27 protein-coding genes are annotated in these 25828 nt (G+C 54.8%); 18 read left to right on the top strand and 9 right to left on the bottom strand.

The annotated features are described in order from the left end of the window. Nucleotides 1-127: 127 nt before the first annotated feature. Genes CPA50_RS13365 through CPA50_RS13375 form a run of 3 tightly spaced genes read left to right on the top strand, consistent with a single transcriptional unit; the run spans nt 128 to nt 2901 of the window. Nucleotides 128-1123 (top strand): TRAP transporter substrate-binding protein, encoded by a 996-nt coding sequence (locus tag CPA50_RS13365; protein ID WP_096783041.1) that lies wholly within the window; start codon nt 128-130, stop codon nt 1121-1123. Beyond that, nucleotides 1124-1642 carry a TRAP transporter small permease gene (locus CPA50_RS13370; RefSeq protein WP_096783042.1) on the top strand — a complete coding sequence of 173 codons (519 nt, stop codon included), beginning with the start codon at nt 1124-1126 and terminating at the stop codon, nt 1640-1642. Further along, nucleotides 1639-2901 carry a TRAP transporter large permease gene (locus CPA50_RS13375; RefSeq protein WP_096783043.1) on the top strand — a complete coding sequence of 421 codons (1263 nt, stop codon included), beginning with the start codon at nt 1639-1641 and terminating at the stop codon, nt 2899-2901. The genes CPA50_RS13370 and CPA50_RS13375 overlap by 4 nt, the downstream gene beginning before the upstream one ends. Nucleotides 2902-2959: 58 nt before the next feature. Here CPA50_RS13375 and codA read toward each other — a convergent pair whose 3' ends face one another. From codA to CPA50_RS13395, 4 genes are all read right to left on the bottom strand, one after another. Further along, entirely contained in the window at nt 2960-4189 is a 1230-nt protein-coding gene (gene codA / locus CPA50_RS13380; RefSeq protein ID WP_096783044.1) for a cytosine deaminase, read from the bottom strand. 32 nt (nt 4190-4221) lie between these two features. Continuing rightward, nucleotides 4222-4923, bottom strand: a complete 702-nt coding sequence (locus tag CPA50_RS13385) for a PucR family transcriptional regulator (protein ID WP_096783045.1) — start codon at nt 4921-4923, stop codon at nt 4222-4224. Continuing rightward, the gene (codB, locus tag CPA50_RS13390) at nt 4924-6207 is read right to left on the bottom strand and encodes a cytosine permease (protein WP_096783046.1); all 1284 of its coding nucleotides are present in this window, start codon (nt 6205-6207) and stop codon (nt 4924-4926) included. 266 nt (nt 6208-6473) lie between these two features. Beyond that, nucleotides 6474-7481, bottom strand: a complete 1008-nt coding sequence (locus tag CPA50_RS13395) for a lipid A deacylase LpxR family protein (RefSeq protein WP_096783047.1) — start codon at nt 7479-7481, stop codon at nt 6474-6476. A gap of 359 nt (nt 7482-7840) precedes the next feature. On the opposite strand from CPA50_RS13395, the gene CPA50_RS13400 reads away from it, so the two are divergent. From CPA50_RS13400 to CPA50_RS13425, 6 genes are read left to right on the top strand one after another with little or no spacing between them, the layout of a single operon-like run. Further along, entirely contained in the window at nt 7841-8266 is a 426-nt protein-coding gene (locus tag CPA50_RS13400) for a RidA family protein (RefSeq protein WP_096783048.1), read from the top strand. Nucleotides 8267-8282: 16 nt separating this feature from the next. Beyond that, a complete protein-coding gene (locus CPA50_RS13405) occupies nt 8283-9428 on the top strand; it encodes an ABC transporter ATP-binding protein (RefSeq protein WP_096783049.1) in 1146 nt (381 codons plus the stop codon). A gap of 18 nt (nt 9429-9446) precedes the next feature. After that, a complete protein-coding gene (locus CPA50_RS13410) occupies nt 9447-10451 on the top strand; it encodes an NAD(P)H-quinone oxidoreductase (RefSeq protein WP_096783050.1) in 1005 nt (334 codons plus the stop codon). A gap of 34 nt (nt 10452-10485) precedes the next feature. Then, nucleotides 10486-11100 carry a glutathione S-transferase gene (locus tag CPA50_RS13415; protein ID WP_096783051.1) on the top strand — a complete coding sequence of 205 codons (615 nt, stop codon included), beginning with the start codon at nt 10486-10488 and terminating at the stop codon, nt 11098-11100. A gap of 14 nt (nt 11101-11114) precedes the next feature. After that, the gene (locus tag CPA50_RS13420) at nt 11115-11564 is read left to right on the top strand and encodes a type II 3-dehydroquinate dehydratase (protein WP_096783052.1); all 450 of its coding nucleotides are present in this window, start codon (nt 11115-11117) and stop codon (nt 11562-11564) included. Then, nucleotides 11561-12493 carry a 2-hydroxyacid dehydrogenase gene (locus CPA50_RS13425; RefSeq protein WP_096783053.1) on the top strand — a complete coding sequence of 311 codons (933 nt, stop codon included), beginning with the start codon at nt 11561-11563 and terminating at the stop codon, nt 12491-12493. Before CPA50_RS13420 ends, CPA50_RS13425 begins: the two co-directional genes overlap by 4 nt. 5 nt (nt 12494-12498) lie before the next feature. On the opposite strand, the gene CPA50_RS13430 is transcribed toward CPA50_RS13425, so the two are convergent. Then, a complete protein-coding gene (locus CPA50_RS13430) occupies nt 12499-13473 on the bottom strand; it encodes a LysR substrate-binding domain-containing protein (protein WP_096783054.1) in 975 nt (324 codons plus the stop codon). 370 nt (nt 13474-13843) lie between these two features. On the opposite strand from CPA50_RS13430, the gene CPA50_RS13435 reads away from it, so the two are divergent. The 9 genes from CPA50_RS13435 (at nt 13844) to CPA50_RS13475 (ending at nt 23479) form a co-directional block, all read left to right on the top strand. Continuing rightward, the gene (locus CPA50_RS13435) at nt 13844-14869 is read left to right on the top strand and encodes an ABC transporter substrate-binding protein (RefSeq protein WP_096783055.1); all 1026 of its coding nucleotides are present in this window, start codon (nt 13844-13846) and stop codon (nt 14867-14869) included. Nucleotides 14870-14967: 98 nt separating this feature from the next. Beyond that, the gene (locus CPA50_RS13440; protein WP_096783056.1) at nt 14968-15822 is read left to right on the top strand and encodes an ABC transporter permease; all 855 of its coding nucleotides are present in this window, start codon (nt 14968-14970) and stop codon (nt 15820-15822) included. Between the two features lies 1 nt (nt 15823). Next, on the top strand, nt 15824-16642 hold the full coding sequence (locus CPA50_RS13445; RefSeq protein ID WP_096783057.1) for an ABC transporter permease: 819 nt from the start codon (nt 15824-15826) through the stop codon (nt 16640-16642). A gap of 98 nt (nt 16643-16740) precedes the next feature. Continuing rightward, nucleotides 16741-17415, top strand: a complete 675-nt coding sequence (locus CPA50_RS13450) for a DUF1028 domain-containing protein (RefSeq protein ID WP_096783058.1) — start codon at nt 16741-16743, stop codon at nt 17413-17415. Then, nucleotides 17416-18567, top strand: coding sequence for an acetylornithine deacetylase (gene argE, locus CPA50_RS13455; protein WP_096783059.1), 1152 nt, complete (start codon nt 17416-17418; stop codon nt 18565-18567). Between the two features lie 276 nt (nt 18568-18843). After that, entirely contained in the window at nt 18844-20094 is a 1251-nt protein-coding gene (locus CPA50_RS13460; protein ID WP_096783060.1) for a flavin-containing monooxygenase, read from the top strand. A gap of 104 nt (nt 20095-20198) precedes the next feature. Then, the gene (locus CPA50_RS13465; RefSeq protein ID WP_096783061.1) at nt 20199-21359 is read left to right on the top strand and encodes an alpha-hydroxy acid oxidase; all 1161 of its coding nucleotides are present in this window, start codon (nt 20199-20201) and stop codon (nt 21357-21359) included. Between the two features lie 367 nt (nt 21360-21726). Then, nucleotides 21727-22719 carry a DctP family TRAP transporter solute-binding subunit gene (locus CPA50_RS13470; RefSeq protein WP_227519656.1) on the top strand — a complete coding sequence of 331 codons (993 nt, stop codon included), beginning with the start codon at nt 21727-21729 and terminating at the stop codon, nt 22717-22719. 280 nt (nt 22720-22999) lie between these two features. Then, a complete protein-coding gene (locus CPA50_RS13475; RefSeq protein ID WP_143750750.1) occupies nt 23000-23479 on the top strand; it encodes a hypothetical protein in 480 nt (159 codons plus the stop codon). Nucleotides 23480-23728: 249 nt separating this feature from the next. Here the strand turns inward: CPA50_RS13475 and CPA50_RS13480 are convergent, their stop codons facing one another. The 4 genes from CPA50_RS13480 to CPA50_RS13495 form a co-directional block, all read right to left on the bottom strand. Beyond that, nucleotides 23729-24034, bottom strand: coding sequence for an NIPSNAP family protein (locus CPA50_RS13480; protein WP_096783064.1), 306 nt, complete (start codon nt 24032-24034; stop codon nt 23729-23731). A gap of 110 nt (nt 24035-24144) precedes the next feature. Next, nucleotides 24145-24429, bottom strand: coding sequence for a hypothetical protein (locus CPA50_RS13485; RefSeq protein ID WP_096783065.1), 285 nt, complete (start codon nt 24427-24429; stop codon nt 24145-24147). A 10-nt stretch (nt 24430-24439) separates the two neighbouring features. Beyond that, nucleotides 24440-25354 carry a DMT family transporter gene (locus CPA50_RS13490; RefSeq protein ID WP_264754001.1) on the bottom strand — a complete coding sequence of 305 codons (915 nt, stop codon included), beginning with the start codon at nt 25352-25354 and terminating at the stop codon, nt 24440-24442. 133 nt (nt 25355-25487) lie between these two features. Beyond that, a complete protein-coding gene (locus CPA50_RS13495; RefSeq protein WP_096783067.1) occupies nt 25488-25805 on the bottom strand; it encodes an antibiotic biosynthesis monooxygenase family protein in 318 nt (105 codons plus the stop codon). Nucleotides 25806-25828 lie beyond the last annotated feature (23 nt).

Consider the following 25828-nt stretch of genomic DNA (forward strand, 5'->3'; position numbering starts at 1 on the left):
CGACGGCCTGTAATGCCCACCTGACTTAAACAAATGCCAAAATTCAGGCGCAACCAATTGACCTGTCTCGCTCCCATGGTGCATTCTTCCGTTCGCGCTACTGCCTTATCCCTCAAGGAAAATTACAATGAAAAAAATCGCTCTGAACACGCTGACACTCAGCATTTCCCTGGCGCTCGCCAGTACAGCTTTTGCCTCCGACTTTACTGATATGGACCCCGTTACCCTGCGTCTGGCGCACGTGGTCAACGAGCAGGATGGTTTTCATATCGCAGCCGTCAAGTTTCAGGAACTGGTGGCAGAGCGTACAGAAGGAGCGGTGAGCATTGAGCTGTATCCTAACGCTTCTCTGGGTGACGAACGCACCCTGCTGGAAGGCATGCAGATCGGCACTGTTGATATGGGTGTCATCACCAACGGACCTGTAGCGAACTTTGTTGGTGAGATGGCTGTTTTTGAACTGCCATTTTTGTTTCCTTCACCAGAAGCCGCATACGGTGTGCTCGACGGCCCCATCGGCCAGGAACTGCTCGACAAACTCTCAGAGGTTAACCTGAAAGGTCTGGCCTATGCCGAGCGCGGCTTTCGTAACCTGACCAACAGCGAGCGTGAAGTTAACTCACCTGAAGATCTGGACGGTCTGCGCATTCGTGTAATGGAAAACCCGGTGTATGTGGATACGTTCAGGGAACTGGGCGCCAATGCCATCCCCATGGCCTGGACAGAAGCTTTGACCGCCATGCAGCAAGGCACCATTGATGGCCAGGAAAACCCGGTCAACGTAATCCACTCGTTCAAACTGAACGAAACTCAGAATTACATGACCCTTTCGCGGCACACCTATGCCCCTGCAATCTTTGTTATGGGTATGCCTGCGTGGAGCAAACTGCCGGAAGCGGCTCAGGACGTACTGGCCGATGCAGCCCAGGAGGCCGCAGAGCATGAACGCAAAGTAAACGCCGATATGGAATCCGGACAACTGGCGGATCTGCGCAAAGCTGGCATGACGATCAATGACACTCCTGATATCGCGGCATTCCAGTCCGCTGTGGCGCCCATATATGAAAAGTATGGCGAACAGTTCGGTGATTACCTGCCACGCATTCAGGAGGCGCTCAAGTAAGTGTCTGCCACAACTCACCCGCTGTTAAAGCCGCTGAAGCAAATTGAGCACGGACTGGATGCAGTCATCCAGCCCGTGGTCTTTGCAGGTATGGTGGCACTGATCGGGGTAATTACCCTGCAGGTTGTCTCCCGAGTGCTGTTCAGCGCGGTGGGTTGGACCGAAGAGGTCGCCCGCTTTTTGCTGATATGGATCACTTTCCTGGCTGCCACTCTGGCTTTTCAGCGTGGCAGACATATCGCAGTGACGTTTGCCGTTGATGCCCTGCCCGGGCGTCTGCGCCAAGCCACTCACATTATCGCCATCCTCTCGGTAATCGCGTTTATGGTGGCACTGGTGGTGATCGGATATCGCTATATGCAAGTCCAGAGCTTTCAGAAATCTGCCTCTTTGCAGATCTCCATGACCTACGTTTACGCAGTCATTCCACTCAGTGCAGCCGTGATGGGCTGGTATGCCCTGGTTGATTTGGTATCACTGGTGTTGGGCGACAAAGACCCGGAGAAGCCGGCGCTATGACGGCACTACTGTTCGGTCTGTTTTTCTTACTCATGCTCCTGGGCGTGCCCATTGCACTGGCAATAGGCGCCAGTACCATGGTTGCCCTGAGTCAGGCCGGGGTGCCTTTAATGGTAGTCACCCAGCAAATGTTCCAGGGCATCAACTCATTTGCCCTGGTGGCCATCCCCATGTTTATTCTCGCCGGCGACCTGATGGCACAAGGCAAGGTGAGCGAGAGGCTGGTCAACTTTGCCGACTCTCTGTTTGGCTTTCTGCGCGGTGGCTTGTCGGTCGTATCAGTGATGGCCGGGATGTTCTTTGCAGCGATTTCAGGTTCCGGGGCTGCGACTACGGCAGCGGTGGGGTCAAGTCTGGTGCCGGAACTGCGTAAAAAGGGCTACGACCCGGCTTCTGCCGCCAGCCTGATTGCCGCAAGCGGCACCATCGGGGTAGTCATCCCTCCTTCCGTACCCATGATTATCTACGCGGTGATCGCCCAGCAGTCTGTATCAGAGCTGTTCTTGAACGGATTTCTGCCAGGACTCGCCATGGGGCTAGGGTTGATGGCTATTGCTATTACCCAGGCCTACAAGCGCAAGTACCCGAAAGGCACACCGCTTTCCATAACTACCATCTGGCGCACCCTGAAAAGTGCCAGTTGGGGGTTGATGACTCCGGTCATTATTCTGGGGGGAATTTTCTCGGGCATCTTCACGCCCAGTGAGGCAGCTGTGGTTGCGGTCAATTACGCCCTGCTGGTTTCACTCTTCATCTATCGTGATCTCAAGCTGCCCGACGTGTACCGCATTCTGCTTCGCTCAGCGATTACCACCTCGGTGATCATGCTGGTGATAGCTACTTCTGCAGTACTGAGCTGGACTCTATCCAGCTGGCAGGTGCCCGGCGCCATTGCTCAAGCGGTGCTGTCTGTCTCCACCAACCCTTATGTAATCATGCTGCTGATCGTAGGAATAATTCTGCTGACGGGTGTATTCATCGAAACGGCCAGCGCCCTGATCATTCTTACGCCGGTCTTACTCCCACTGGTATTACAGCTGGGGATTGATCCGATTCATTTCGGCCTGGTCATCGTGGTTGGTCTGGCAATAGGCATGATCACTCCTCCGGTGGCAATCAATCTTTATGTGGCCTCGTCTGTCACGGAACTGCCTCTGGAGCGCATTACCCGGGCAATCATTCCCTACTTGCTGGGACTGATCGGCGTGTTGCTGCTGGTAGTGTATGTTCCGATTCTTGCGGGTTGGTCAGGAACCTGAACACAGGCGTCTGAGATGGTCTCAGCTCAGACGCCTGATTCATTACTCCCCGGGGCTCTCAGCCCTGCCTGCTGATAAGTACCCGGCCATCACGAACCGATGCGAGAACCGGTTGCTGACCCAGCAATACTTCATAGGGGTTCTGCCCCTGCAGTACCATACAACGGGCCGGCATGCCTTCTGCAATACCGTACTCCCTGAGGTCCATTGCCGCGGCACCATTGTCGGTGACCAGTTCCAGTGAACGTTCAATCCAGCTCATACCCAGCATATGGCAGCCATGCAGCCCTACATCCAGGGTCCGCAGCATATTGCCGTTGCCCAGGGGATACCAGGGATCACGAATGGAGTCCTGCCCGAATGCCACTTTCAGCCCCGCATCCAGCAATTCTGGAACCCGGGTCAGGCCGCGACGCTTCGGGTATCCGTCAAACCGCCCCTGCAAATGCAGACTTTCGGTCGGCATGGACAGGAAACGCAGGCCTGATTTCTTGAGCAACCGGAAAAGTCGGCTGCAATAGGCATCATTGTATGAACCCATGGCACAGGTATGGCTTGCGGTAACCCGGGAACCATAATCCAGCCGCAATGCCTCGGCCGCCAGAACCTCCAGAAAGCGGGATTCCGGGTCGTCAATTTCATCACAATGAACATCAACAAGCCGGTCATTCTTATGGGCCAGCTCCATCAGCCAGCGCACTGATTCCACGCCGTAGTCCCGGGTAAACTCGAAGTGAGGAATACCGCCAACCACATCCGCGCCCATTCGCACGGACTCTTCCATCAGTTCTTTGCCGTTCCTGAACGACCAGATACCTTCCTGTGGAAAAGCAACAATCTGAAGATCTATTGTGCTGGCAACACGCTCCCGCACTTCCAGCATGGCCTGTAGCGCAGTCAACTGGGGGTCTGTTACATCCACATGAGTACGGACATACTGAATGCCCTGACCGGCAAAGAGTTTAAGGGTTCGCTCGGCCCGCTCAATAACATCTTCGCGGGTCAGCATAGCCTTGCGCTCAGCCCAGCACTCAATCCCTTCGAACAGAGTCCCACTCTTGTTCCACCGGGGCTCCCCTGCAGTCATCGCAGCGTCCAGATGGATATGTGGCTCTACAAAAGGCGGGGCCACGAGATTGCCAGCCGCATCGAGATCACTCTCACGTGCCTCATCAAATCCAGTCTGAGCCGAAATATCGGAAAACCGGCCGTTGGCAATGGAAATCCGGTATAACCCTTCGCGACCCTGAAGCCGGGCATTGATAATAGTATTCAATGAATGATTCATTACATCTCCTCATGAATTTCTGTCAGCCCGGATTACTGCGTCAGCAGGTGAGCCAGTAGCAAGTCTTTGAAATTTTTGGCTGTACCCTTATCCCCGGACACTTCTCCGGCCAGTCGGTGCATCCGGTTCCGGACAGTATTACGATGACATCCCAGTGCTTCAGCCATTGCACACTGATTGCCGCGGTGAGTGAGCCAGGCACCCAGAATATCGGATGACTCAGCAAGCAGGTTGCCCACCCCGGGCAGGCATCGCTGAATCATTGCTTCAACCTCGCGAGACCCTGCCAGACTCACCAGAGATTCCGCCAATGAGTCCGCCCGGGCTCTGCTGCCCACCCGTTCCGACGTGACAACCGCCCGGCTGATGATCTCGGTAACCTCGACCATCGGAAGGGAGTAAGGCTGCTCAAACAGCGGCAGGGCGAGTTCATCCGCTAACTGATTCAGCACCCTGGGTAACTGGCCGATGTATGCATCACCGGTGAGCACCACAAGACCCGAAATGCCGCACTCCTTGCCCTCGTACAGACACTCGGCCAGGTTCTCAGGATTGCGCTGCCGGCCAATACCGGTTACGAAGACCAGCTCCCCACCCTTAACCCACGGCCGAAACGACCGGTTTTCCGCGAGGTAAGGCCAGCGCACTTCATTGTCTCCGCCACAGTGCCCGCCCCGAAGCGTGATAGATTCAAGGCCAGCGAGTTCCGGTATATCCCGGCAACGCAACACCATTCAGACAGCCCCCATTACCTGAGCTCTCCGTTCACGAACCCCATCACTGATCAACAGAACCAGCCCGAAACTGCCGCCGGCCACCACAACCCCGATAATGGGTGCAATCCAGGGTGAGGTGTAAGCTGCAGCAGACCCAATGGCATAAGCCGCCAGCCCAGGCACGTTGAATGCAGGCAGTTTTGTCTGCGCCAGGTCCGGGTATTGCCGTTTGTAGCCAATAAAATAACTGGCCATGATCACACCACCGATAGGTGGAATAAATGTGCCCAGGAGAACCAGGAACGGAATCAGCCATTCGTACATCCCCAGTACAGCCAGAGTAGTACCAATAGCCGCGCCGCCTACTGTTACCAGTTTTCGCCGGCGGGTACGGAGCATGTTGCAGCCGGCAACAGCGAAGTTGTAAACCGTATTATCCTGCGTCGTCCAGAGATTGAGAAACAGCATCAGAATACCGAGTGTTGCCAGCCCCTGGGCCACCATGATATCGACGATATCGGCTTGCTGATAAACAAGCGCACCAAAAGCACCAATCAAGGTCATCAATCCGTTACCGAGGAAAAATGCCAGCAACGTAGCAATTACAGCGGTCTTTCCACTGCGGGCGAAACGCGTCCAGTTAGTAGCCTGGGTTCCGCCACTAACGAAGGTACCAAACACCAGAGTAATGGCCGCAGCCACCGTCATATCCTCTGAAGGCGTAATCGCAAGCAGGCCGGAGAGACCACCGGCATCGGACGTTGCAATGGTCATGCTCACTGCAACCAGGATGATCATCGCAGGCACCGCAAACCGTGAGAGCAGCTCCAGACCGCGGTAGCCTATGAAAGCCGTAATACAGAAGCCGAACCCGAATAACACCATCAAAGGCGTGGTCCAGCTTTCAGGCAGACCAGTCAGTTTAACCAGCAGAATAGCCATGGTAGCTGTGCCCCACGCGTACCAGCCAATTTGTGTAAAGCCCAGAATAATATCCGAGAGCTTGCTACCAATTTCCCCGAAGGTGAAACGGCTCATCAGGGCGGTATTCAGACCGGTTTTCGCTGCAATATAACCAAGTACGGCGGCGTAGATTCCCAGCAGCAGGTTACCTGCGCCCAGAACGAGCAGCATTGTGGAAAAATCGAAGGCCACACCTACGGAACCGCCAGCCCACATAGTCGCCGTAAAGAAAGTGAAACCAAGTAAAACAAAACCCATGGACCAGAGGCTTTTGCGCTGGTCCATGGGAACCGGACTCAGAGGGTAGTCCTGCTCCTGGGGGGTTGTTCGGGATGTCATCGTGATTTCTCCGTTTGGTGTAGACACAAGGAGAACTCGCAACCTTCGTGCCATACCCTCACAGAAGCCTTCAGGGTTTAGCCGAATCCATGCTGAACATGTGCATTTTGCACAAACGCACCCATAAGAAACTCTGAAGTCCCCGCCTACTGTCTCATTTTAGTGCAAAAATGCACACCCTACCCCACGATGGTGCAGGCAGCCCCAACACGAATCAGGGTTTAAGTGCGAGATATAAAGACGGGCAGCGAAGAGCCAGAAAGGACTCAGTATGTCCAGGTCAGAGACAGAGTGCCGAAGCTGAAACTGTCTTTGTTGGATTGCTCTTCACCAGAGGTAGCGCGGATGACCAGGCCGGTCTGGAAATTCTGCCATTGCCAGGTAGCGCCGATACCTGCCTGGCCCAGCAACAGACTCTCTTTAAACTGATAGGGGCCTGCGTTGTCTTTCAGATAGGAATAGGGAACATATTCCAGGCCCATGCCAATGAACACAGACCAACCCTCCCCTGCATCACTTAATGCTGACGGTAACCCAACCGTGCTGGAGGTTCCCGCGTAGTCGGGTACAAAGTTCACTGGCAGATATTTACCCATTCGCCATACCCCACCCACGCTTGCGCTGGTCAGAAAGCTGGAAGCCGTTGCGGAACCAACCCATGCCAGTTCGTGCTCCAGCTCACCCTTGCTGCCACTTCGCCATAGTTTTCGGGCATGGGTGGCTTGCACACCGCCAACAACGTCCGTACCCAGCTGCTTATCCCAACCCCTGGGCTTTTCGCTGCCGGTAAGCTTGTGGACCCATTTTTGCGAGGCACCAGCCCCGCTTTCCGGGCCGACCACACCAATATGAATGCCATAACCCGTAATTGTTTCTTCATCCCAACTCCAGACAGCACTGCTCAGGGCCAGATAACCAGCATAGGGAAGATCATTCAGGAGCGGCTCCTCACGAGAAATATCAGCGGGGGTAACCATGAGCTGTCGAAGACTGAAGGCTACGGCCTGATCCTGACTTTTCGGACTAACCCCCGGAAATGCCTCAAACCACTCACCCACCGCACGTGAAATCCTGGCCGAGCCAGACTCATCATCGCTGGACGGTGACGTTAAATAGGACAAGCGTACGCCATTGGTGTAGCCCTGATCCAACCCCAGGATCAGGTCATTATCCCAGGAAATATTGAAGGTATCCGCCAGGGCGCTACCAGAGAGAAAAGCAGCCAGCAACAACGCCTGCAAAGAAGCACGTACCAGAAAAACGCAAACAGACATTGGGTTCTACCCCGCCCCACAAACAGTTATAAAACAACGGATAGCTATTGCTACAGACCAGCGACTCTACGTCGCATTCCGGGATTATGGAACCTGTTTTCACAAGAGTCCGCAGTAACGAAGCAAACCGCGGAAATCACCAAGGTGTCACAGCACGCTCTTCGCTCACCACATTTGCGGCGACAGCCTTCGTATTGTTACTCCGCGAATTGCAGGTCATAGAGTTATCCCCTTAAACCAGTCATTTCCTTACGCTTCGTTTTTTCCTAATCACTACCCCATCCAAAGACTGGTTTCTTAACTGCCGCGACGATGTGAAGCTGATCCGCAACTATCTATTCCCAATGAGTTACGAGACTATGCCCACTCATACACGTATCCGTATGTTCAACACCAAAGACACCTACCCAAACCAGTCTCTGGACAATGATCTCTGCCAGGCTGTGCGTGCCGGCAATACCGTTTATGTCCGTGGCCAGGTCGGTACCGATTTTGAGGGCAATCTGGTCGGCCTCGGCGACCCGCGGGCGCAGGCCGAACAAGCAATGAAAAACCTCAAGCAATTGCTGGAAGAGGCCGGCTCCGACCTCTCCCATATCGTCAAGACGACCACCTATCTCACCGATGCCCGCTTTCGCGAACCCGTTTATAAAGAGGTCGGCAAATGGCTCAAGGGCGTGTTCCCGATCTCGACAGGGCTCGTGGTATCAGCTCTGGGCCAGCCTCAATGGTTGATGGAAATCGACGTAATCGCAGTAATCCCTGATGACGAATCCACCGTTTAACAATACCGGAGCTACCATGGCCATTGCACAGGCACACGACTTCGCGACTGCTGATACGCTACTGTCCGAACCACGCCCCAATATTGCCGTCCGGCTGGACGGCGTGCTGAAACGTTTTGGCGATTCCATTGCACTGCAAAAAGTATCTCTGAAAATTCAGGAGGGTGAATTCATCACGCTGCTGGGTCCGTCCGGATGCGGAAAAACCACTCTGCTCAACCTGATTGCAGGCTTTGCTGAAGCTGATACCGGCGAAATTTTCATCGACAACCAGCTGGTCACCGATACACCGCCCTATCAGCGTGAGATCGGCATAGTGTTTCAGAATTATGCGCTGTTCCCACACATGAGCGTCACCAAAAACGTGGGGTATGGGTTGCGCATGCGTGGCATGCCCAAGGCGGAGATCAGTCAGCGAACCGCCGAAGCACTGGCACTGGTCAAACTTGAAGGCTACGGCGAGCGCAAGCCCAGTGAGCTGTCCGGCGGTCAGCAGCAACGCGTCGCTCTGGCCCGTGCGCTGGTTATCCGGCCCAAGGTACTGCTGCTGGATGAGCCCTTCTCCGCTCTGGACAAGAATCTGCGGCTATCGATGCAGATCGAGTTGAAGGAGATACAGAGAAAGCTCGGCGTAACCACCGTATTCGTAACCCACGACCAAAGCGAAGCCCTGAGCATGAGCGATCGGGTTGTGGTCATGTCTGCCGGGCATATTCGCCAGATCGGCGACCCCGATACCATCTATCGTCGTCCTGAGGACCCGTTCGTGGCAAGCTTCGTTGGCGACGTCAATATTCTGCCCGGGCGTTACTTGAGCCATGACGATCAGGCCACTCTGGAAATCAGCGGCAACTCCCTTCGTCTTCCCAAGGAACGGGTACAGGCCAAGGTAGGTGACCGCCTCGACATCCATGTGCGTCCGGAAAACATCCAGCTTGATAACCTCGGCCCTCTCTCTCTCTTGAGCGCAACGGTAGTGACCCATGCTTTCCAGGGTGACCATGTGGATATCCATCTGCATGTTCCCGCGTTGGGAGACGCCCGCCTGTTTGTACGCCAGTCCGGTCTTAACGCCCTAAGCCGCTGGCCGGTCGGCGCTGTCGCCGGGTTAACTTTTGATGACGAAGGCGTCTGCGCCTTCACCGCCGCCGACCAAACCTGAAACGGAGCCTTACCAGCCATGATCCAACGCCCCGAAACCATGGATGCCGTCGTTGCCCGCGAGCCCGGCGGGCCAGAGGTTCTGCATTCAGTTAAACGCCCTCTGCCACAACCGCTGGCTGATGAGGTGCTGATCCAGGTCGCCGGTGCCGGTATCAACCGCCCGGATCTGATGCAACGCGCAGGTATGCCACCGCCTCCCGGTGCCACTGATATTCTGGGCCTGGAAGCAGCAGGTATCGTTGCCGCAGTCGGTGCGGATGTCACTGATTTCGCGCCGGGCGATGCTGTAATGGCACTTCTCAGCGGTGGCGGCTACGCCGGCTTTTGCACAGCCAAGGCTGCGCACTGCCTGCCAGTACCGGAAAACCTGCCACTGGAGGTCGCAGCTGGCGTACCGGAAGCCGCCTTCACTGTCTGGCACAACCTGTTTGAGCTTGGCCGCCTGAAAGCCGGCGATACGCTGCTGATCCACGGCGCCGCGAGCGGCGTTGGCAGCTTCGCAATTCAGTGTGCGCACGCCGCCGGAGCCAGGGTGATTGCCAGCGCAGGAGGTGATCAGAAGATCGCCGCGCTTAAAGAGCTGGGCGTCTGGCGAACGGTCGACCGCTATCAGGAAGACTTTGTCGCAGTGGTAGCTGAATGTACCGAAGGCCGCGGCGTCGATGTTGTGCTGGATAACGTCGGCGGCAGCTACGTAGCCCGCAACCTCGCCTCAATGGCTCCAGGCGGTCGCCATGTCAGCCTGTCATTTCTGCTGGGCGCCAATGTCGAGGTGGATCTGCTTCAGGTGATGCAGAAGGGGCTGACGCTCACATCCTCAACCTTGCGCCCAAAAAGCGATCAGGAAAAAGCCCGGCTGGCCACCGCCATTCGCGAGCATATTCTGCCCTGGCTCGCATCGGGCAAGGTACGCCCGCTGATCCATGTTCAACTGCCACTGAATCAGGTCGTAGAGGCCCACAGGATACTCGAAGATAACGCCAATATCGGCAAAGTGCTGCTGACGATGTCGCCTCACTAGCTCATCCCCACAGACGGCCCGTCATGGAGCTTTCATGTTTCAATTATATTACGCATCAACCTCTCCCTATGTTCGCAAGGTGATGGCCGCCGCCCATTGCCTGGGACTTACCGTTCAGATCGAAAAACTCGAATCTGCGGCAAACCCGGTCAAACGTGATGACCGTATCGCCCGGTTCAATCCGCTCGCCAAGGTCCCAGCCATGTGCACGGATGATGGCACCCTGCTCTACGACAGCCGCGTGATATGTGAATATCTCGATGCCCAGAGTGGCCACACACTGATACCGGCCGATGGGAGTGCACGCTGGAGTTGTCTCACCCGGCAGGCGCTGGGCGATGGCCTTCTGGATGCGGCGCTTCTGGCACGCTATGAGCTGACCCTGCGCCCGGAGGAAAAACAGTGGGAGGTATGGCGCCAGGCTCAGCTGTCCAGGATCGATGCTGCGCTGGCCGAGATCAACATCCAGGCGCCGCAACTAAGCCGTACACCCGATGATCTCGGACTGATCACACTCGGCTGCGCTTTGGGCTATCTGGACTTCCGCTTTCCCGGGATGGACTGGCGCGCCCTCTATCCGCAAGCCGCTGAATGGTTTGCGGAATTTGATGAGCACCCTGCCATGCTCGAAACCCGTCCATTTACCTGATTGATGGAGGCACAATGAGCCCTACCGTATTCTTTCTCAATGGCCCCAATGCCAACCTTTATGGCCTGGACAAGAACGGCACCTATGGCAGCGAAAGCTTTGCCAGCATCGAAACCGGATGCCTGCACCATGCTGAGAATCTTGGCCTGGAGCTGAAGTTTCGCCAGAGCAATCACGAGGGCGTGCTGGTGGACTGGATTCAGGAGGCACGCCAGTCGGCAGATGCCATCATCATAAATGCGGCCGGTCTGACTTACAGCTCGGTTCCCATACTGGATGCCCTGCTTGCATTTGAGGGCCCCATTATCGAGACCCACATGAGCAATATCTGGAAACGCGAGAGCTTCCGCCACCACTCCTATATATCCAAAGCGGCCACCGGCGTGATCGCCGGTCTCGGAGCACAAGGTTACCGCATGGCTCTGAGCGCCGTAGCCGAGCTGCTGGATGAGGCTTCATCATGATCCCGACGCTGGTATTCTATAGCCAGGTCGATAGTTTCGATGACTGGAAAGCCCTGCTGGCACCGCGGTTGCCGGAGCTGCGTATCTGCCTCCCGGAGGAGGTAGAAGATCCCGACAGCGTGCATTATGTATTGGCGTGGAAGCCGCCTCAGGGCTTCTTTGTGCAGTACCCGAATCTGAAACTGCTGGTTAACCTCGGCGCCGGTGTTGACTCGCTGGTCAACCGCGACGACCTGCCGGCAGTACCTATCACGCGCATATCCGACCCCGATATGAGCCGAATGATGGCCAGCTATGTGCTGTTTGCCGTGCTGCGCCATGCACGCGACATACCTGCCTTCGAGCGCGCCCAGCGCGAACGCCGCTGGCACTACCTGCACCCGCGCCTGCCGGAAAGTGTGCGTGTTGGCATACTAGGGCTTGGCGAGCTGGGTACCTTTGCGGCCAAAGAGCTGTCTCGCCAGGGGTTTGATGTACGCGGGTGGTCACGTTCACCCAGACAACTGGAGAATGTCACCTGCGTATATGGAATGGAGAGCCTGAACGAATTTCTCGCCAGCAGCGACATTCTGGTGGTGATGTTACCGCTAACGGCACAGACCAGAGGTCTGCTGAATGCAGACAGGCTGGCGCACCTGCCCCGGGGTTGCAGCTTTATTAACGTCGCCCGCGGCGCACTGGTCGATCAGCAGGCACTGACCTCGGCACTCGCCAGCGGTCAGATCGGTGAAGCCACTCTGGACGTGTTCGACCGCGAGCCGCTACCACCGGAAGATCCGCTCTGGGCCATGGAGAATGTGCTTATCACGCCGCACCTCGCATCAGTCGCCATTCCTGCGTCAGCTGCACAACAGATCGCTGACAATATTCAGCGGCTGGATCGCGGTGAACCCGTGTTGCACCAGGTCGATCCAGCCCGCGGTTATTAAACGAATCAGGCCACGCCCTTCAGCGATCGAACCGTATGAGGATCAAAGAAACTGGGCGCGGCCATTCCCGGAATGTACTGCTCGGAAACAAACATGCGGCAGCGCTCAGCGAAGGTGCTCACCACCCGTGACAACTGAACATTCTTCAACGTCACATAGCCCAATCGCAACGACTGATGATCACCGGCCAGGCGCACGCGGATCAGCCGCTTGCCATCCTGAGACAGGTTAGCCTTGGGACGAACATTCGCAATGCTGTAGCCCACGCCGTTGGCTACCATCGCCCGTATCACCTCCAGGTTACTCGACCTCATGACGATATTCGGCGTCACCCCAGCCTGGCGGAACAGACTGAGGAAATAGTCACGGCTGCAGGGAATATCCAGCAACACCATCGGATGTGTCTCAAGATCGTTCATTGTCACCGCCGACAGATTTGCCAGCGGATGATGTTCTCCGACCATCACATACGGCGGTAACCGGGCCAGAGGATGAAACTCAATATCATCACTGGAGGCAAGGTCATAGGTCAGGACGATATCCACCTCGGCATTGCGCAGTCTGGACAACAGCTCCTCGTGATCACCTTCAGCCTGGCTGATGCGAACACCGGGGAACGCACGTCCAAAACCGAATACCAGCTCCGGCGTCAGCATTGGTGCCAGTGATGACATGCAGCCCACTCGCAACGGACCACGCACCGTGTTCAGCGATTCCGACGCAATGGTATAGAGATTAGTCATCTGATCCAGAATTGTCTTGGCTTCTTTCACGATCTCCCGGCCGATCAACGTCAGTGAAATGCCTTGAGCATGGTGACGGACAAACAACTGCACTCCCAGTTCTGATTCGATATGAGTGATGGCCGCCGAGATCGACGGTGAGGAAACATGGATACGTTCCGACGCACCCTGAATACTTCCCGCTTCACCTGAGGCGACAAAGTATTCGAGCTGCCTCTGAGTTATTCGACTGAGCATAACGGAACTCCATAAAAAAGCGATGCAATACATACACGCTGGCATATATTTTCAAAAGTCCAAAGCAAGGATCACGCCATCGATCATGCCCTCTGGCCAGCACCTGCTCACTGCCTATAAGGATTAACAGAAACCCCGCCAAACAGCAGCAAATGGCTGCGTCAGGAATTCCGACGCAGAAGAACGGCAAAGGCTGTTTTACCCACCGCCCCCGTCATTACATTATTGATCCGCATCAAGACACATTGATCCATGCCCCATAGCAGGGCGATGAACATCAGTAGAGAGCAGGAACTGCACAGTCAGACAATCTTCTCTTTGCAGCAGACCTATAACGCTAAACGTTGTACCACCCATTAGGAGTAACAACATGCTACGTAAAACCATTGCACTGTCCCTGTTGAGCGCCAGCCTGATAGCAACAAACGCCAATGCAGCCGACAAGCTCATCGTCAGCACATGGGGAGGAAGCTTCAAGGATCTGATCGATAAAGCCATTGGTCAGGAGTTCACAAAGCAGACCGGTGTTGAGGTCGAATATGTCACAGGTGGCACTATCGACCGGCTGAACAAGGCCAAACTGGCAGGCACCGCCGAGAGCGATGTCACATTCACCACCTCACATGTGGGCTGGCTATACACCAATGATGGCCTGTTTGAAAAACTGGACATGAGCAGGATCCCCAACGCCAGTCACCTGGTGGACCAGGCCAGACTCAGCCCGAGCCATATCGGCGTCTGGGGTTATGTCTATACCATCGGCTACCGCCCGGACATGGTGCCTGAAGGCATCACCTTCGACAGCTGGAACGACCTGTGGAGCCCGGAACTGGAAGGTATGATCGCCTTCCCGGACTGGGATCCAAGCCACATCATTGCCGTATCCGCCAAGCTGTCAGGTACAGATGCCGAGCATTGGGAACAGGGGCAGGACAAGCTCAAAGCACTGGTTCCCAATATAAAAGCTTTCTACACCAATGATGCCAACAGCCAGCAACTGATCGCCACCGGCGAAACTTCTGTACAGCTGCTGCTGTCGATGAACGCCTACCACATGATGGACGAAGGTGTGGACATCAAGCTGGCAATACCCAAGGAAGGCGCGGTACTTGGTGTCGATGCCATGGGTATCAACAAGGGCACAGAACAGGCCGACCTCGCGTACCAGTTCATGAATATCGCGCTGTCCCCGGAAGTTCAGGCCAACATCGCCAGAATCAACCGCGGCAGTCCGGTTGTTGACAATGCAAAAGTGGATCCCGAGATCGCCAAGCTACCGGGCATGCTGACCACCGCAGATCAGTGGGGAGCCACTCTGGACACCGACGCCAGGCTGCGGGCTGAAAAGACCGCCGAATGGCGCAAGTGGTTCTCAGAAAACATTATGGCGCACTGAGCGCCGGATTCGGCGCGGGGCCTGGCCTCGCGCCCTTTCCACAGTAACCCCATATTTCAGCAGCCATACCTGATGGCCTTTGTTCTTACGGAAGCCCCATGACTCAAAGACCCGCTTTTGTCCCCTGGTTCGTGCTACCTTCGGTTCTGACAGCACTCGGCCTGATGGTCGCGATGCTGACCGTACTTCAGTACAGCATACGCGCACATATTCCCGGTTCACTGGACGTTGGCGGCTATACCCTCGACAACTTTCAGGACCTGTACAAAAGCATCTATATCAACGCTTTTGTTACTACGGCCTGGCTCAGTATCAAAACGGCATTTTTCGGGCTTCTGCTCAGTTACCCACTGGCCTATGCCCTGGTACGAACACGCTCCGGCTGGATGAAATCCACCATCCTGATCATCGCCATCACCCCGCTGTTCCTCGGTGAGGTGGTACGCACCTACTCCTGGATTATCGTGCTGGGCAACAGCGGATTCATCAATAGCGCCCTGCTTGCCATTGGCCTGATCGAAAAGCCTCTACAACTGATGTTCACCCAGACCGGCGTAGTATTGGCTCTGGTTCACGTCACCATGCCCATAATGGTGCTGATGCTGGCGACCGGACTTTCCCACATAGATCCGGCCTACCGGCGGGCTGCCACCAGCCTGGGCGCCGGCCCCGTTCGCGCCTTTCTGACCATCACCCTGCCGCTGTCACTTCCCGGCATTGTCGCCAGCCTTACCACTGCCTTCGCCTGGACCTTCAGCGCCTTTGCCACACCACAACTGATCGGTGGCGGCAAAGTCAGCACCGTTGCCACACTGGTGTATCAGCTCGGCTTTTCATCTCTGAACTTCCCGTTTGCCGCTGCACTGAGCATCGTCGGCCTGATACTAACCGTTCTGCTGCTGGCCACATTCAAATGGATGACCCACTCACTGCAACGTGTAGGAGCCCACTGATATGACCGGATCACAATACGAAAAATGGCTGGGAATTTCTGGCCGCCTGCTCGTGGTACTGATTCTGGCGTTCGTGTTACTTCCAACGGTGGTCGTAACACTCTCCTCGTTCAGCAGCACATCCGTACTCTTCTTCCCGCCCAAGGGCTGGTCTCTGCGCTGGTTCGAGCGGGCAGTGAGTTACAACGACTTCAAACAGGGGTTTTACGCGGGACTGATCGTCACCGCCTGGGCATCGACTCTTGCTGTGGTGATAGGCACCACCCTGGCCATTGCCATTACCCGCTATGAATTCCGCTGCAAGCGCATGCTCGAAGCAGTACTGCTGTCACCGCTGTTCATACCTCATTTCACTATTGGTCTGGGACTACTGATGCTGGTCGCTCAGCTCGACCTGGGGCGCGGATACCCACTAGTGATCTTCTGTCATATCGTGCTGGTACTGCCGTTTGTATTGCGCAGCCTGTTTGTGTCGCTACACAATCTGGAGCTGCGCCTTGAGCATGCCGCAGCCAGCCTGGGCGCATCACCGTTGCGAGTGGTGTGGACGGTGACCATACCACTGATGATTCCCGGACTCTTCGGTGGCTGGCTCTTTGCTGCAATCCTGTCATTCAACGAATTCACCGCGTCGATGTTCGTGACTACACAGGCAACACAGACCCTGCCGGTAGCCATGTACAACTACGTGCGCGAATTTGCCGACCCGACCCTGGCCGCGATTTCAGTTATCTACATTGCAGTCACTGCCACTCTGCTGATCCTGGCCAATCGCTTTTTAGGCCTGGGACGGGTGCTGAATGTGGAGGCATCACGCTGAGGCAGAGGAGCAGCTGCACTTCGGTCAATTGTTTTGATCCCCCCGGCGCCATAGCCATACCAGTGGCGCTCAAACGGAATAGAAAAGGATAGACAGATATGACTTTCTCAATCGTCGGGCGATGCGCAAAGACAGGACAACTCGGTATTGCTATCAGCTCATCCAGCATTGCCGTGGGTGCTCGATGCCCCTGGCTCAGCAGCGGTGTCGGCGCCGTTTCCACACAGAACATCACCCTGCCGTCGCTGGGTACGGACGTGCTCCAACTACTGAAACAGGGTCTGTCCCCCGAACAGGCCCTGAGCAAGGCTATTTCCTGCGATGCTTACAGCGCTTACCGGCAGGTAACGGTACTTGACCATCACGGCAATACCGCTCACTTCAGTGGCAGCGAAACACTGGGATGCCACGCCGCCGTTGAAGGAACACAATGCGTTGGTGCCGGCAACATACTGGCGAACGAAAACGTCATCAGCACGCTGGTAGAAACCTTTGAAAACAGCGAGGGCGATCTGGGAGACCGGCTGATCGCGGCCATGCAGGCAGCGGCTTCAGCCGGGGGCGAAGCTGGCCCCGTGCACTCCGCCGCGATGATGATCGTAGATGAGGTCGAATGGCCGGTGGTCAATCTGCGTGTGGATTGGGCAGATGAAAACCCCATTGGTGCACTGTCCCAGCTCTGGGACGACTACAAACCGCAGATGCAAGACTATATCACTCGTGCCCTGGATCCTACCGAGGCCCCCGGTTACGGTGTTCCAGGAGCGGTATAAATGAACAGCAAAGATATTTTGTCGAAGCTTATCGCATTCGATACCACCAGCCGCGAGTCCAATCTGAAACTGATCGGGTTCGTTCAGGACTACCTTGATCAACTCGGAGTGTCCTGCGAACTGATCTTCAACGAGGAACGTAGCAAGGCAAACCTGTTTGCGACGCTGGGGCCGGACGACCGACCGGGAATCGTACTGTCTGGTCACACCGATGTGGTACCGGCAGATGGGCAGAACTGGTCTTTCGAACCCTTCAGACTCAGCGAACATGAAGGCAGGCTTTACGGCCGTGGCACAGCCGACATGAAAAGCTATATTGCATGCGTGCTCGCCGCCGTCCCCGGGATGCTTGATGACGGTCCGCTCAAGGTGCCCGTACACATCGCTCTATCCTACGACGAAGAGGTGGGATGTCTGGGGGTCCGCAGTTTGCTGGAGACACTGGAGCAGCGCACCAATCGACCGAAACTGTGCATCATCGGCGAACCCACCGAACTGAAACCGGTACTCGGCCACAAGGGCAAGCTGGCAATGCGTTGTGACGTCCATGGTGCGGCCTGCCACTCGGCCTACGCACCCGAAGGCGTCAATGCTATCGAGAATGCTGCCGACCTCATCGGCGAGCTAAAACGCATTGGCACTGAACTTCGCAATCCGGAGCTGTGCGATTCCCGCTTTGATCCGCCATTCACTACAGTGCAGACCGGAGTCATCAGCGGCGGCAAAGCACTGAACATCGTCCCCGACAATTGTCGTTTCGACTTCGAGATACGCGCTCTTCCTGCGCAAAACCCCAAAGAGGTTGCGCAAAAGCTGGAGCAATACGCCCTTGAACAGGTGTTGCCGAAAATGCATGCAGTGGATGCCAGCACCGATATTCAGTTTTCGGAGCTGTCATCCTATCCAGGACTGGTCACCAGTGCTGAAAGCGATGCAGCCAGCCTGGTTGCCGAAATCTGTGAATCCGGGGAGTTCTCCACCGTTGCCTTCGGTACCGAGGGTGGACTCTATGATGCGATCGGCATCCCCACGGTAATCTGCGGCCCGGGCAGTATGGATCAAGGGCATAAGCCAGACGAATTCATCACCATAGAACAACTTGAAGCCTGTGACGCGATGCTGGCACGCCTGACCAAACTGCTGCGTGCCTGATCTGTCCCAATCAAATATTCACCCTCCGCTGAACGGACAAAATGAACGGCGCCTTTAAGGCTGTCGACCTTTCGAACTGCCACAGAAACCGGAAAATCACGGTTTGTTTTTTCCTAAGCTCTGGCTTCGAATTGCATGATGTTCAACAGCGGCGGCTTTGCTCAGACTTTACCTGTCGATGCGAGATGTATTCTGAGTGACCGGCCTTTCCGAACGGCTGGCGATACAGAACACATCGGCCAAATAGTCAGGAGCAACCACCTTTAGGATATTCACATGTCAGTGGAAAAAATTAACACCTTAGTGATCGGTGCAGGACAAGCGGGAATTGCCATGAGCGAACACCTGTCCCAGATGGACGTGCCCCACGTGGTACTTGAGCGCAGCCGGATCGCGGAACGCTGGCGCTCAGAGCGTTGGGATTCACTGGTAGCTAATGGTCCCGCCTGGCATGACCGCTTTCCCGGTCTGAAATTTGAAGGAGTGGATCCGGAGGCATTTCCACCGAAAGAGCGAGTGGCGGATTACTTTGAAGACTACGCGAGAATGCTGAACGCTCCTATTCGCACCGGCGTAAATGTCACAAAGGTTGTGCACAACGAGGGTCGCCCCGGCTTCACCGTAACCACCTCAGAGGGCGTTTTCGAAGCCGACAATGTGGTGGCCGCCACTGGCCCGTTCCAGCGCCCCAGATACCCGAATATCATTCCCGAGAGCAGCGGCATCCATCAGCTGCATTCCTCCAGCTACAAAAACCCGGGGCAACTGCCCGAAGGTGCCGTGCTGGTTGTGGGAGCAGGTGCCTCCGGCACTCAGATCGCTGAAGAGTTGCGGCAGTCCGGCAAGAAAGTCTACCTCTCTATCGGCGAGCACTACCGGCCGCCCCGCTCTTACCGTGGCCGAGACTATGTCTGGTGGCTCGGAGCCCTTGGACTATGGGATGAAGTCAAGATCACACCGAAAAAACAGCATGTGGCATTTGCAGTCAGCGGCTACGAAGGTGGCCGCACCGTGGACTTCCGCCGACTGGCTCAAATGGGCGTCAACCTGGTGGGAATTACCAAGTCCTGGAACGAGGGCGTGCTGGAATTCCGGGATGGCCTGACAAAGAATATCGCCGAAGGTGACGAGGCCTATTTTGATGTTCTGCGTGAGGCCGATGCCTACATCGAACAGAACGGGCTGTCCTTCCCGCCAGAACCTGAAGCCTGGGAACTGCTGCCAGATCCGGACTGCCTCAAGCAGCCTGTTCTTAGCCTTAACGTAGAAGAAGCCGGCATCACGACCGTTCTTTGGGCTACAGGCTTCGAGTTTGATTACAGTTGGCTGCAGGTGAACGCGTTCGATAACAACGGGCAGCCATTTCACAAACGTGGCATCAGCGCAGAAAGTGGTATCTACTTCCTCGGCCTGCCGAACCTCGTCAACCGCGCCTCCTCATTTATTTACGGAGTCTGGCATGACGCAAAATACATCGCCGACCATATCGTCATTCAAAACGGTTACATGAATTACGAGAAGCCTTGATATCCCAATAAAGGTGATAGCACCAGCCCGTCAAACACAAGCCGCTTTATCCGCATGATCTGGCGGCTTGTTTTTATCCACGCTTCAAAAGGTAGCGCCAATTTATGGCTGAGATCACCTGTATTGAAGACCTGCGAGTGCTGGCGAAAAAGCGCGTGCCACGCATGTTCTATGACTATGTCGATGGTGGTTCCTGGACCGAATCCACTTACCGTGCCAACGAGACGGATTTTCAACACATCAGGTTTAGGCAACGCGTGGCTTGCGACATCACCCGGCGCACGACCGAAACCACTATGCTTGGCCAACCGGTAGCCATGCCCGTTGCCATTGCACCAACCGGCCTGACCGGAATGCAGCATGCCGATGGCGAAATGCTGGCTGCACGGGCAGCAAAGACCTTCGGCATCCCCTTCACCCTCTCGACCATGAGCATCTGCTCTATCGAAGCAGTCTCTGCAGCAACGGGATTACACCCCTTCTGGTTTCAGGTGTACGTCACCCGGGATCGCAGCTTTACCGCCGACCTGATTGAGCGCGCCCGCCGTGCCCACTGCTCTGCGCTGATGGTAACCATGGATCTACAGGTGTTCGGGCAACGGCACAAAGACATCAGGAACGGGCTCTCCGTGCCACCAAAACCCACACTGGGCAACATCCTGAACATCGCCACCAAATTGCGCTGGTGTATTGGCATGCTGGGCACAAAAAATCGTCAGTTTGGTAATATCCTCGGTCACGCCAAAGGCGTCGACAGTATCTCCTCACTGGTAGACTGGACCAAAGAGCAGTTTGATCCCACCCTGTCCTGGCAGGATGTGGAATGGATCAAAAAACGCTGGGGCGGCAAGCTGATCGTCAAGGGTATTCTCGACCCCGAAGATGCCCGGCGCGCAGTTGAAGCCGGTGCCGATGCAATCGTTGTTTCCAACCATGGAGGCCGACAACTGGACGGCGCACCGTCCTCCATCACCGCATTACCCGCTATTGTCGATGCGGTTGGCAGACAGGTGGAAGTTCACCTGGACGGCGGTATCCGCTCCGGTCAGGATGTTCTCAAGGCAACCGCACTGGGTGCCAAAGGCACCTTTATTGGCCGGGCCATGCTTTATGGGCTGGGCGCACAAGGCGAACAGGGTGTCGCAAGGGCTCTGGATATCATCTACAACGAACTGGACCTGTCTATGGCATTTTGCGGCAAAACCGACATCCGGGAAGTTGATCGAAACATTCTCTTCAAGGAGAACCGGATATCGGATTTTTAAGCGTACCAGTGCGGATTGCTATTTTTTTGGAGCAACCTTGTTAATGGATAATTTAAATACCGTACCCCATATAACGTGCACCACCCTACCAATTGCAGGTTCCATGGCCGCAACAGCCCCCTGTTATAAAGCGCTAAAACCAATCCTTTCGATATGGTTGGCTGATATAGTATCTATTCGAGAGCACCGGGGAAGCCTGGAATCATGCAACTCGGGGGCTTTGTCATCACAATCACGAACGGCCCCAAATGGGGCTCATAGAAATTATTCTTTAACAGAAACTGGCCATGATGGCCTGAAGTCTACTTTTGAACCCTGCAAAAAATGGGGGGTTAGCAGCTGACAGCAATTAGCGAACAGGAGTCGCATGATGAACCGCCTTATCCGCCCCACTCTGCTGGGACTCATTACTCTCTTACTACCCATGTTTTTGTGGGCCGAACCACAGCCACTGGTGTTCTCCCACGTTGTCTCACCCAATACGCCCAAAGGTAAGATGGCGGAGATGTTCAAATCGATGATCGAGAGCAAGATGGGCGACCGGTTCGAGATAGTCATATACCCCAACTCCGATCTGATGGATGACGACGAAGCCGTCTCTGCCATCGCTGAAGGCCGCATTCATTTTGCAGCACCGTCACTGTCCAAATTTGAAGCCTATACCCAGAAACTTAAAGTCTTCGATCTGCCCTTTTTGTTTCGGGACATTGAAGCCGTGAACCGCTTCCAGAAGAGCCCCACCGGCCAGAGCCTGCTGACCAGCATGGACAGCCAGGGCATCCTGGGGCTTGGTTATCTGCACAACGGCCTCAAGCAATTGACCGCCGATCGCCCGTTCACCCAGCCAGGCGACCTGGCTGGTCTGCGTTTTCGCACCATGAACTCGGATGTACTGATCAAACAGTTCGAGCTGCTCAATGCAGAAGCGGTACCCATGGCATTTTCCGAGGTTTATAGCGCGCTCGCCGAACAACGCATTCAGGGGCAGGAAAACACCTGGTCCAACATTTATTCCAAAGCCTTCTACGAACACCAGCCCTATATGATGATATCCAACCACGGCGTACTGGATTACATGCTGATCACAAATTCGGATTTCTGGAAGGAATTGAACGAAGAAGACCGCGACATGTTCCGCTACGCTCTGGAGATGGCGCTGAAATACGGCAACGCTGTGGCCAAGGCTAAAAGCGCCAACGACAAAATTGAACTGACCAGCATGAAAAGCATCTCCGTATTCAAACCCTCAGCCTCCGAGCTGGCCACCTGGCAGACCGCCATGCAACCCTTGTGGGCCAGCTACGAAGATTTGATTGGTGAGAATATTATTCAGGCTGCCCGGCAAGCCAGTCGGCACTAAAGCGGGTACTCAGACAACCAGGCTGACAGAGGGGTACACATGCGGTGAAAGAGCTAGGTATTCAGGTTCGCCGAGTTGGCATTTCGATGAATGTGAATAGTGAAGGAGAGCTGAATTATACCGCCCGCTTTATGTTTGCCGGGGCATTGGCTTTATCTGTCCGGGGAACCATTGATGTGGAGGAATTGATCCTGTCGTGCTCTGGCTGGCTCTGCCGTGCTGCACGAGCGCTGAAAGGCAGAACAACTAGCGTAGACCGGCAACTCGAGAGGGCTTTGCAATGAATTTGGAGGTATACCGAAAGACAGCTCTGGCGACGCCCCTATTGCTATTGGTCGGGTGTGCCGCTTTGCAGTCAGCACCTCACTCACAAACAAAAGATATGCTCGACACCTATCAGCACATGGTGACCGATCTATCAGAGACACCTACGTTTGCAACCTATGAGCGCTACCTATCACAGGAGTTGGTGGAGCAAATTCACTCTGAACTCTCCGGTGACCTGGATCAGCATGTGGAGTTTCTTGCTCCACCGTTCTGGTTTGATGCCGTTTCGAAAACCCATCAGGGCCTCGTCGATGACAGGACCTGCTTGGTTGTTAATGGTGTGTCAGTGGATGGAGAACTTATCAGCGCGGCTCTTGAGTACGTTGATCGGGATGAGATGATGAAGATCAGGGCAGTGGAAATAGGTCTGTACGAGCCTGACGAAAGCTTGCCTGATAACGTATGGTGTCCGGTTCGGGCAGACGAGTTCTAGCAGAGAGTTTACAAGGACAAACGATTTATTGAGTCGCTGCTGTAAAATACCTCAAACTGCCACTCCTGCTACGCGCCTGACTCTGACCAGACGGCATACTCATTGCCAGTTGGATCACTAAAATGAAAACGGCGACCAACTTCGGAATGCCAGCGGAGGAAGCCAGGAACGTTACGTTCTGGCGCCCGGAAAAGCGGTTTTGCCTTGCAGCTTTTTACTGATGTCCTGGAAGAATGACTGGTTACAAGCTCACTCAAAAACCGGCCTCATAAAACTGCGCTCACAGCTCAGTACACAGCGAGTGTCCTCGGCGTATCTGAACGCAGCCTGACACTCCGAATCTTTAAGTGAGGCCTCACGATATTGTTCGTAGGCTGCCAACGACTCGAAAGTAAACAACGCAAGCGCGACATTGTTAGCGCCCTCGGACGGCAGGAAATATCCATGATGCTGACCTCCAAATTTCCGGACCAGAGGTATCCACATTTTGGAATAGCGTTCAAACTCCGGAACTTTGTAGGGATCTATAATGTATTTCAGATAACAGGTTACCACTGGAACTCCTTTTTATTCATTGCCTTATAACTCCCCGCATCAGCAGGTAGCGTCACATCATCCACCGGCAACCCGAACATCTTCCCGGACACCTGAAGAGATTAAGGTCTTCATTTGATTGCCGAAACACCATCAATTTCAGTGACTGTAGACGCATTAGCACGTTCAATAATTTTAACTAACGCCGACTGGACAGCCTCATCTTCCCGGATATCAGATTCGCTTTTAAATCTCTGCTCTTGTGGTTCCGCACCTTCTTCCAGGGTAAATGAAACAACCACTTCAGTTGCACATTCCGGTGTTTTTCCAAAGTACTCTAATGCTATCTCTGGATAACCAGAGAAGCCCTTTTTAACTTGTTTTGATATACGCTTTTTTGCTTTATCCACATTCATAATTGAACTCTTATGGCAGTACAGGTATCTCGTGCATTTCCCGGCGTTTTCCCAGCCACATAATGAAAAGTCCAGACATGACAACCAATATCGACCCGAACAGAATCCCAGGCGTCAGCACTTCATCAAAAAATAAAAATCCCAAGGCTATACCAAACAGAAGCCGGGTGTAGCGAAAGGGTGTAACAGCGGAAACTTCCCCTGTTTTCATGGCCTTCATCAAACAAGAATAACCTATTACCCCCACCATGATACTGCCCATTACTGCCAGAGATGCTTCGCTCTCAGGAATAACCAATGGGGTATCTGCCCAGATGGAGTAAAGCACCCCCGACACGACCACCGACAAGAACCCGTATAGGCCAAGAAGCGATGTTCCAATGGTCGCTGGGGCTGCCCTGCTTGCGAGATCACGACCAGCAAAACCGATCATCCCGATTATCGCTAACAGAGACAATTCGGAGAAGCCGTCCGTGCCTGGCTGGACTATAACGATCACACCCAGGAGCCCCAGAATAATGGCTGCCCATCTATGCCAGCCCACTTTTTCGCCAAACACCAGAGCGGCACCAGCAACCACAACGAGAGGTGTTGCCTGCAAGATTACCGTTGCCGCAGACAGTGGGATCAAAGCAATGGCAAGTACGTAAAAAAGACGTCCTGTTATCTCGAAGCCCACCCGTATCAGCATAGGGCGAGATAAAACATCCGGAATAAAAAGAGGCTCACGATTAAAGTAAAGCATACCAATATAAATCAACATGCCACCCAGACCGAAAAGGATAAGCACCTCCCCTATCGGAAGCGTCCTGGTTGCCACTTTAATAAAGGCGTCCTCAACGGCGAATGCCCCCATAGAAGCAACCATCCAAAGGCTACCTGCCAGATTTTTCCTGCCTGTTTCAGTACGTTCCGTGCGCTCCAAATCCTACAGCCCCATAAAAAACACACTGTTAAAAGGCTTCCATTTACTTGCCACATAACGCTGAACTACTCGACAGCCCGGCAGGGAGACCCGGTGGACGACCACCAGACCGGGGCCGGATATTTTTTGCTGGTTAAATACCATAAGCCCGCTCTACCTTAGCAACCCGGACCTTGAATTCCGAATACCAGGTTTTATGGCCCAGACGCTGGGCTTCAAGGTGTTCAGCATTTTTCTTCCAGTTCCTGATAGCTTCCTCGCTGGCCCAGTACGAAACGGTGATACCAACATCCTCGCGGGCTGACTCGATACCAAGAAATCCATCCTGCCGGGCTGCCAGTTCTACCATTCTGTCAGCCATAGCACCGTAACCATGGTCACTATCCGTACGAACAGAACTAAAAATCACCGCGTAATATGGCGGGGTCGGAGTTTTAGCGATTCCTGACATGAGTTCCTCCTGGCATTTAACGC

The organism is Marinobacter sp. ANT_B65 (assembly GCF_002407605.1).
GTDB lineage: Bacteria > Pseudomonadota > Gammaproteobacteria > Pseudomonadales > Oleiphilaceae > Marinobacter.

Coding starts and splice junctions, on each gene's coding strand:
- CPA50_RS13430 (WP_096783054.1), bottom strand. CDS start 13,473: ATGCTCAGTCGAATAACTCAGAGGCAGCTCGAATACTTTGTCGCCTCA.
- CPA50_RS13395 (WP_096783047.1), bottom strand. CDS start 7,481: ATGTCTGTTTGCGTTTTTCTGGTACGTGCTTCTTTGCAGGCGTTGTTG.
- CPA50_RS13405 (WP_096783049.1), top strand. CDS start 8,283: ATGGCCATTGCACAGGCACACGACTTCGCGACTGCTGATACGCTACTG.
- CPA50_RS13485 (WP_096783065.1), bottom strand. CDS start 24,429: ATGAATGTGGATAAAGCAAAAAAGCGTATATCAAAACAAGTTAAAAAG.
- CPA50_RS13495 (WP_096783067.1), bottom strand. CDS start 25,805: ATGTCAGGAATCGCTAAAACTCCGACCCCGCCATATTACGCGGTGATT.
- CPA50_RS13450 (WP_096783058.1), top strand. CDS start 16,741: ATGACTTTCTCAATCGTCGGGCGATGCGCAAAGACAGGACAACTCGGT.
- codB (WP_096783046.1), bottom strand. CDS start 6,207: ATGACATCCCGAACAACCCCCCAGGAGCAGGACTACCCTCTGAGTCCG.
- CPA50_RS13375 (WP_096783043.1), top strand. CDS start 1,639: ATGACGGCACTACTGTTCGGTCTGTTTTTCTTACTCATGCTCCTGGGC.
- CPA50_RS13400 (WP_096783048.1), top strand. CDS start 7,841: ATGCCCACTCATACACGTATCCGTATGTTCAACACCAAAGACACCTAC.
- CPA50_RS13460 (WP_096783060.1), top strand. CDS start 18,844: ATGTCAGTGGAAAAAATTAACACCTTAGTGATCGGTGCAGGACAAGCG.
- CPA50_RS13445 (WP_096783057.1), top strand. CDS start 15,824: ATGACCGGATCACAATACGAAAAATGGCTGGGAATTTCTGGCCGCCTG.
- CPA50_RS13420 (WP_096783052.1), top strand. CDS start 11,115: ATGAGCCCTACCGTATTCTTTCTCAATGGCCCCAATGCCAACCTTTAT.
- CPA50_RS13465 (WP_096783061.1), top strand. CDS start 20,199: ATGGCTGAGATCACCTGTATTGAAGACCTGCGAGTGCTGGCGAAAAAG.
- CPA50_RS13415 (WP_096783051.1), top strand. CDS start 10,486: ATGTTTCAATTATATTACGCATCAACCTCTCCCTATGTTCGCAAGGTG.
- CPA50_RS13440 (WP_096783056.1), top strand. CDS start 14,968: ATGACTCAAAGACCCGCTTTTGTCCCCTGGTTCGTGCTACCTTCGGTT.
- CPA50_RS13410 (WP_096783050.1), top strand. CDS start 9,447: ATGATCCAACGCCCCGAAACCATGGATGCCGTCGTTGCCCGCGAGCCC.
- CPA50_RS13470 (WP_227519656.1), top strand. CDS start 21,727: ATGATGAACCGCCTTATCCGCCCCACTCTGCTGGGACTCATTACTCTC.
- CPA50_RS13425 (WP_096783053.1), top strand. CDS start 11,561: ATGATCCCGACGCTGGTATTCTATAGCCAGGTCGATAGTTTCGATGAC.
- CPA50_RS13385 (WP_096783045.1), bottom strand. CDS start 4,923: ATGGTGTTGCGTTGCCGGGATATACCGGAACTCGCTGGCCTTGAATCT.
- CPA50_RS13365 (WP_096783041.1), top strand. CDS start 128: ATGAAAAAAATCGCTCTGAACACGCTGACACTCAGCATTTCCCTGGCG.
- CPA50_RS13435 (WP_096783055.1), top strand. CDS start 13,844: ATGCTACGTAAAACCATTGCACTGTCCCTGTTGAGCGCCAGCCTGATA.
- codA (WP_096783044.1), bottom strand. CDS start 4,189: ATGAATCATTCATTGAATACTATTATCAATGCCCGGCTTCAGGGTCGC.
- argE (WP_096783059.1), top strand. CDS start 17,416: ATGAACAGCAAAGATATTTTGTCGAAGCTTATCGCATTCGATACCACC.
- CPA50_RS13475 (WP_143750750.1), top strand. CDS start 23,000: ATGAATTTGGAGGTATACCGAAAGACAGCTCTGGCGACGCCCCTATTG.